Below are 7,252 nucleotides of genomic sequence, written 5' to 3' on the forward strand. Positions count from 1 at the left end.
CGCGCGGCCGGAACTGCGCCCGATGTCGGCGCCGGTTGGCGGCCTCGCCGCGCGGGCGCGACCGTCTTCGGCGGTGGTCCCCGCTTTCCGGCCCGCCGCACGCCCGATGTCCGCGCCGTCTTCGCCGGTGGCCCGCACCTCCCACCCCGCCGCGCCCCCGATGACCACCGCCACCCACAGCTCGGACCAAGCCCCGCAGCAGGAGCGCACCCGATGACCGCCACCACCACGGCTCCCCTCCCCGCCGCCCGCCCGGTCGCGCTCCTGCGCGGTTACCGGTTCGAACTCGTCAAGCTCTTCGCCGCCTGGCGCATCCGCTTACTCATCCTCGCCTGCTGGCTCGCCCCCGCGGTCTTCGTCGCCGCCGTCAGCCAGCAAAGCTCGCTGCCCGTCGACACCCTCTTCGGGCGCTGGATGAACGCCAGCGGCTGGGCCGGCCCGCTCGTCATGCTCGGGTTCGCCGGCAGCTACGCCCTCCCGCTGCTCACCTCGGTCGTCGCCGGGGACGTGTTCGCCGCCGAGGATCGGCTCGGGACGTGGCGGCACCTGCTGGTGGCCGTGCGGTCGGCGCGGCGGATCTTCGTCGCCAAGGCGCTCGCCAGCCTGACCGTCATCGTCGTGCTCGTCGCCGGGATGGGGATCTCGAGCGCCGTCGGTGGGCTGGTCGCCGTCGGGAGCCGGCCGCTCGTCGGGTTCGACGGGCACCTGCTCGCGGCCGGGGACGCCGCCGGGCAGGTGGTGCTCGCGTGGGTGTGCGTGCTCGCCCCGACGCTCGCGCTCGCCGGGGTCGGGCTGCTCGGGTCCGTTCTCGGGGGACGGTCGCCGCTGGGGTTGCTGCTGCCCGCCGTCGTCGCGCTCGCGATGGGGCTCGCGCAGCTGCTGCCGCTGCCGGTCGCCGTGCGGCTCGCGCTGCCCAGTTACGCCTTCGTCTCCTGGAACGGCCTGTTCACCGAGCCGCGGCAGCTCGGGCCGCTGCTGATCGGGGTCGGCGTCGGGCTCGCGTGGGCCGTGCTCGCGACCGCGCTCGCGTACGTGCTCTTCCTCCGCCGCGACTTCACCAACCCCGCCCACGACGGCACGGGCCGCCGGGCGTTCACCGTCGGGGCGCTGCCGCCGGTCGCGCTGTTCGCCGTGACCGCCGCCGTCATCGCCGCGTCGGGGCCCGCGCTGGGGTCGGGCATCGACCAGGACAAGGTGCAGCGGTCGGTCGCCACGGCGTTCGCCCACCTCTACCGGCTGCAGACCGCGCAGCTCAACCGCCCCGACGTCACCGAAGCGCAGCTCAGGGCCACCGCCGCGTGCACCAAGGGCGACGGGCTGGTCGCGGCCGAAGGACCCGGGAACGACTGGCGCTGCGTCGTTTCCTGGCACCTCCCCGGCGTCGAGGCGACCGGATCGGCCGTCTACCAGCTCGACGTCACCTCGGACGGGCGGTACGTCGCCGACGGCGACGGACCGAAGGAAGTGAACGGCTACTTCCAGGTGCGGACCCCGGACGGGGACCAGCCGAACCCGCTCTGGCAGTTCGACGCCAACGTCGAGCTGCTCACCACCACGAAGGGATAACCCCGATGCAGGTAACCCGCCGCAGACGGCGTGCCGGGAAGAGCCGGAGCAGCGGCCGACGGCTGCGCTACGCGACGGCCGGTTCCGTCACGTTCGTGCTCGTCGCCACCGGCACCGGAGTCGGTGTCGCGTCGACGGCGCAGTTCGGGACCGACCAGGTCGGCCAGGTCACCGAGAACGGCCAGGTCGTCTCCGCCGACCAGTACCTCAAGCCGATCGGCGACCGGCTGGTCGTGAACAACGGCAAGATCATGGCGTCCTCGGTCAGCCCGGACGGCACCCACCTCGCCGCGCTGACCGCCGACGGCGGCATCGCGCTCACCATCGCCGACCTCAAGAGCTGGAAGGTGCAGCAGCTCGTCGGCAACTCCGCGACGGCGAACCTGCGCATCGCGGGCAACGACGTCGGGCAGGAAGGCCCGTCGTACTCCCCGGACGGCAAGAGCCTCTGGCTGGCGCAGACCGACGGCTACACGAAGTTCACCGTGAACCCCGACGGCACCGTGGCCGCGCCGGCGGCGGTCAAGATCCCCGCCGACGGCCCGAAGCACGCGCTGGTGGCACAGGCGGTCTTCTCGCCCGACGGGTCCACTGTGTACTCGGCGGTCAACGGCCAGAACCGTGTCGTCGCCCTCGACGCGGCGACCGGCGCGATCAAGCAGAGCTGGGCCGTCGGCAACGCGCCGCGCGACCTCGTGCGCGTCGGGACCAAGCTGTACGTCAGCAACGAAGGCGGCCACCCGGCCCAGCCCGGCGAGCCGACGCTGAACTCCTACAACACCCAGGTGCCCGCCAGCCAGTTCACCGGCGCCACCACGAGCGGCACGGTCAGCGTCATCGACCTGGCGAACACGGCCGCCGCGCCGAAGAGCATCGACGTCGGCCTGCACCCGACCGCGGTGTACTCGGCCAAGGGCGCGCTGTTCGTCACGAACACCGCGAGCAACACGGTTTCGGTCATCGACCCGGGCCGCGACAAGGTCGTCCAGACCATCGCGACCCAGCCGTGGCCGGAAGCGTCGGTCGGGTACGAGCCGGACGGCGTCACGCTCACCGGTGACGGGCGCCTGCTGGTGACGCTCGGGCGCGCCAACGCCGTTGCCGTCTACCGCTTCCAGAGCGCGCAGGAGCCGGTGAGCTACGTCGGGCTGCTGCCGACGGACTACTTCCCGACCGCGATCACCACGGTCGGCCCGGACGTCCTCGTCTCCAACACCCGCGGCATCGACGCCCGCCGCCCGACGACGGCGGCCGGGCACGGCACCCACGACACGACGTCGAGCCTGCAGAAGTTCCGGCTGCCCGACGACCACGCGATCCGCGGCTACACCGCGCAGGTGTTCAAGCAGAACGGCTGGACGGACAACTCCGTCCAGCTCGCCACCGACAACGGCCACCGCAGCCCGGTGCCGGTGCCCGCGCGCCTGGGCGACCCGTCGACGATCAAGCACGTTTTCCTGCTGGTCAAGGAAAACCGGACCTACGACCAGGTCTTCGGCGACGACGCGCGCGGCAACGGTGACCCCACCGTGAACCAGTTCGGCGAGAACGTGACGCCGAACCAGCACGCGCTGGCCAAACAGTTCGGGTTGTACGACAACACCTACGACATCGGCACGAACTCCGCCGAGGGCCACAACTGGCTGATGCAGGCCGACAACCCCGAGTACACCGAGTCGTCGGCGGGGGAGTACCTGCGCAGCTACGACACCGAGGACGACGCGCTCGGCCACCAGAGCTCCGGGTTCCTCTGGACCGGCGCGCAGGCGGCCGGGAAGTCGGTGCGGGACTTCGGCGAGTTCCAGCAGTTCCTGACCAAGCCCGCCGGGGCGAGCTGGCAGAACCTGTACTGCGACGCCAAGAACATGGCGGCCACGGGTGAGCCGACGGCGTACCCGCTGGTGTCGTCGTCGCCGATCCCGTCGCTGAACAACGTTTCCGTGCCGGGCTTCCCGAAGTTCGACACCTCGGTGCCGGACGTGTACCGGTACCAGATCTGGAAGAACGACTTCGAGAAGAACGGGCCGGCCAACCTCAACATGTTCTGGCTGTCCAGCGACCACACCGGCGGCCCGCCGAACGCGGCCGCCCAGGTCGCCGACAACGACCTCGCCGTCGGCCGCATCGTCGACGAGATCTCGCACAGCCAGTACTGGCAGGACTCGGCGATCTTCGTCGTCGAGGACGACTCGCAGGCCGGTCTGGACCACGTCGACGGGCACCGCGCGCCGGTGCAGATCATCAGCCCGTACGCCCAGCACGGCGTCGTCGACAGCCACTACTACTCGCAGATCACGATGATCCGGACGATCGAGCAGATCCTCGGGGTCAAGCCGATGAACCAGAAGGACAGCGCGGCGACGCCGATGAGCGCGGCCTTCACGAAGAAGCCGGACTTCACGCCGTTCACCGCGCTGCCGAACCGGACGTCGTTGACCGACGGCCTGAAGACCCAGCCGTCGTGCGGGCCGGACACCCCGGCCGCGGCGAACCCGGCCGCGGCGCCGGTGCCGTCGTCGGCGGTGCCCGCCGACAAGCAGCAGGTGGCGGCGCAGTGGCAGGAGTGGACGACGCACCAGCGTCTGACCGGCCCGGACGCCGTTGCCGACTACGCCAACCCCGCGCAGATGAACCACTTCACGTGGTACCAGACGCACGGCTGGCAGCTGCCGTACCCGGGTGAGAACCAGGTGTTCGCGCCCGCGCAGGTGCCGGGGGCCTACCTCCCCGCCGCGGAGTCGGACGGCTGAGCGACCCCGTCGTGAGGGGGCCTGCTCCCCCTCACGACGGGAACACCTTGCCGGGGTTGAGGATGCCGTGCGGGTCGAGGGCCCGCTTGACCGCGCGGTGCAGCTCCAGCACCTCCGGGCCCAGTTCGCGGGCCAGCCCGGGCTGCTTGAGCAGGCCGACGCCGTGCTCGCCGGTGACCGTGCCGCCGAGGTCGAGGGCGCCGGCGATGATGTCCTCGAACGCGGCCTGGGCGTTCTTCTTCGCCTCCTGGTCCCCGGCCGGCGTGACGAGCAGCGGGTGCAGGTTGCCGTCGCCGATGTGCGCGACGTTCGCGATGAGCACGCCGTGGCGCTGCGCGGCGGCGTCGATGCGGGCGAGCATTTCGGGCACGGCTTGGGTGGGGACGCAGACGTCCTCGGTGAGCAGCGGCCCGAGCCGTTCGAGCGCGGGGTAGGCGAGCCGGCGGGCGGCGAACAGCGCGTCCGCCTCGGCCTGGTCGGTCGACCGCGCGGCCCACGTCGCCCCGGCCTGTTCGAAGCACGCCAGGATCTCCGCGGCTTCGTGCTCGCCCAGCGCCCCGGGCGCGTCGGTGCGGGCGAGCAGGACGACGTTCGCATCGGCGCTCAAGCCCATGTTCTTCCACTCGTCCACGGCGGCGAGGCAGTGCCGGTCGACCAGCTCCAGCGCCGACGGCAGCACCCCGCGGGCGGCTACCGCGGCGGCGGCCTTCCCCGCGGCGACCGTGGTGTCGAAGTACCCGGCGATCGTGCGCTCGGCGGCGCGGGCGGGCCGCACCCGGACGGTGACCTCGGTGACCACGCCCAGCGTCCCCTCGGAGCCGACCAGCAACCCGGTCAGGTCGTAGCCCGCGACCCCCTTGGCGGTGCGCCTGCCGAGCCGGACCAGCTCGCCGGTGCCGGTGACGATCTGCAGGCCCAGTACGTAATCGCGGGTGACGCCGTACTTGACGCAGCAGACGCCGCCGGCGTTGGTGGCGACGTTGCCGCCAATCGTCGACCACGGTGAGCTGGCCGGATCGGGCGGGTACCAGAGACCGCGCTCGGCGCACGCGGCCCGCAGGTCGTCGTTGACCACCCCGGGCTCGACGACGGCGTACCGCTCCAGCTCGTTGATCTCCTTGACGGCGGTGAGCCGGTCGGTGACCAGGACGACGCAGCCGTCGACGGCGTTCGCGCCGCCGGACAACCCGGTTCCGGCGCCGCGGGTGACGAGCGGCGTGCGGTTCTTCAAGCAGGCCCGGACCACGGCTTGGACCTCTTCGGCGGTGTGCGGGCGCACGACCACGGCGGGCTGGGCGTACGGCGCCCACTCGGCTTCGTCGTGGGCGAAACTCCGCGCGACGTCGGGGTCGCGGACCAGCCGGTCGGCAGGCAGGGCGGCGGTCAGATCGTCGATCAGCACCTCCGGAACCTATCCGACGCACCCGGCCGGACGTGTGTTTCGCACGGGCAATCGAGGAGACGTTCCCCTTGACGCGCAGCTGCCACTCTGATCCGCAGCTTCCTCTCCGAGTGGTGAAATTCCCGACTGGGGTGGTGAAATGAAACTGCTTGCCCTGCTCCACAGCCCGGCGGCCAGCGGCGGCGACACGACGACGCGGCGCATCGCCGAGCACCTGTCCGCCAGCGGGCACCCGGTGCGGCTCGAGCCGCACGACGGCGCGGTGACCGCGGCCGCCGAGGACGGCGACGTGCTCGCGATGGTCGGCACGCACGCGCTCCTGAGCGGCAGCACGTTCCTCGAGATCGGGCTCCCGTACGTGCTCGTCCTGGGCGGCACGGACCTCAACGAGTACGCGCTGGAACCGGTGTTCCACCAGGTGATGACCCAGGCGGTCGAGCGCGCCGCCGGCCTGGTCGCGTTCAACGACGACTTCGTCCGGCGCAGCCGCGAACTGTGGCCGCAGGTCGCCGACAAGGTGCGGTACATCCCCCAGGGCGTGCGCACGACGCCGTCGGACTACTCGCTGCGGCGCGCGCTCGGGGTCGGCGCCGACGCGAAGCTGCTGCTCCTGCCCGCGGGCTTGCGGCCGGTCAAGGACCCGCTGTTCGCGATCGACTGCGTCAAGCGGCTGCACGAAGAGGACGAGCGCGTCCGGCTCGTCATCGCCGGCGTCTCCTACGACGAGGACTACGAAGCCATGGTGCGGCGGCGGTGCGGGGACAGCCCCGCGGTGCGGTACGTCGGCGCGCTGGCCCGCGACGACCTGCACGCCGCGATGCGCGAGGCGACCGCGGTGCTCAACACGTCGACGTCGGAGTGCAGTCCGAACTCGGTGCTGGAAGCCATGGACGTCGGCTGCCCCGTCGTCGTGCGGGACATCCCCGGCAACACGTGCCTCGTCGAGGACGGCGTGACCGGCCTGGTCTTCGCCGACCGCGACGGCTTCCACGCCCAGGTGCGGCGGCTGCTCGACGACGACGTGCTGGCCCGGCGGCTGCGACGGCACGGCCAGGAGCACGTCCGGCGCACGCACGGCATGCGGGCCGAGCGGGCCGCGTACGCCGCGGTGTTCCGCGACCTGCTCGACGACCTGCCGTCGGACGCGCCCGTGCCGTCGCGCGACCGGGTCGTGCGCGCCAACGGCGTCGACCTCTGCGTGCAGACCTTCGGCGACCCCGCGGACCCGGCGATCCTGCTGGTGGCCGGGTCGGGAGCGTCGATGCTGGCGTGGGACGCCGGGTTCTGCGAACTGCTCGCGGACGAGGGCCGGTACGTGATCCGCTACGACCACCGCGACACCGGCCGGTCGGTGAGCTACCCGCCGGGGGAGCCGCCGTACGAGCTGCGGGACCTGGCCGCGGACGCGCTCGGCGTGCTCGACGCGCTCGGCGTCGAGCGGGCGCACGTCGTCGGGATTTCGCTCGGCGGCATGATCGCGCAGGTCGCGGCGCTGGCCGAGCCGGCGCGGATCGCGTCGCTCACCCTCGTGGCG

At 72.3% G+C, this 7,252-nt stretch carries 4 protein-coding genes and 1 pseudogene; 4 read left to right on the plus strand and 1 reads right to left on the minus strand.

Going from position 1 to position 7,252, the window contains the following annotated elements; all coding sequences use genetic code 11:
* From G3I65_RS56765 to G3I65_RS49505, 3 genes and pseudogenes are all read left to right on the plus strand, one after another.
* Window positions 1-217, plus strand: a pseudogene (locus G3I65_RS56765) (hypothetical protein); the annotation flags it as partial.
* A complete protein-coding gene (locus G3I65_RS49500; RefSeq protein ID WP_160702645.1) occupies window positions 214-1,566 on the plus strand; it encodes an ABC transporter permease in 1,353 nt (450 codons plus the stop codon). The pseudogene G3I65_RS56765 and the gene G3I65_RS49500, both read left to right, overlap by 4 nt.
* Before the next feature lie 5 nt (window positions 1,567-1,571).
* The gene (locus G3I65_RS49505) at window positions 1,572-4,316 is read left to right on the plus strand and encodes a bifunctional YncE family protein/alkaline phosphatase family protein (RefSeq protein ID WP_160702647.1); all 2,745 of its coding nucleotides are present in this window, start codon (window positions 1,572-1,574) and stop codon (window positions 4,314-4,316) included.
* Between the two features lie 31 nt (window positions 4,317-4,347).
* Here the strand turns inward: G3I65_RS49505 and G3I65_RS49510 are convergent, their stop codons facing one another.
* Complete coding sequence (locus G3I65_RS49510; RefSeq protein ID WP_160702648.1) at window positions 4,348-5,718, minus strand: FAD-binding oxidoreductase; 1,371 nt, start codon at window positions 5,716-5,718, stop codon at window positions 4,348-4,350.
* A 139-nt stretch (window positions 5,719-5,857) separates the two neighbouring features.
* Between G3I65_RS49510 and G3I65_RS49515 the strand changes: the two genes are divergently transcribed.
* Window positions 5,858-7,252: alpha/beta fold hydrolase (locus G3I65_RS49515; RefSeq protein WP_160702649.1), on the plus strand; the 1,395-nt coding region annotated here is incomplete at its 3' end.

It is taken from the genome of Amycolatopsis sp. SID8362 (genome assembly GCF_010550475.1).
GTDB classification, from domain to species: domain Bacteria; phylum Actinomycetota; class Actinomycetes; order Mycobacteriales; family Pseudonocardiaceae; genus Amycolatopsis; species Amycolatopsis eburnea.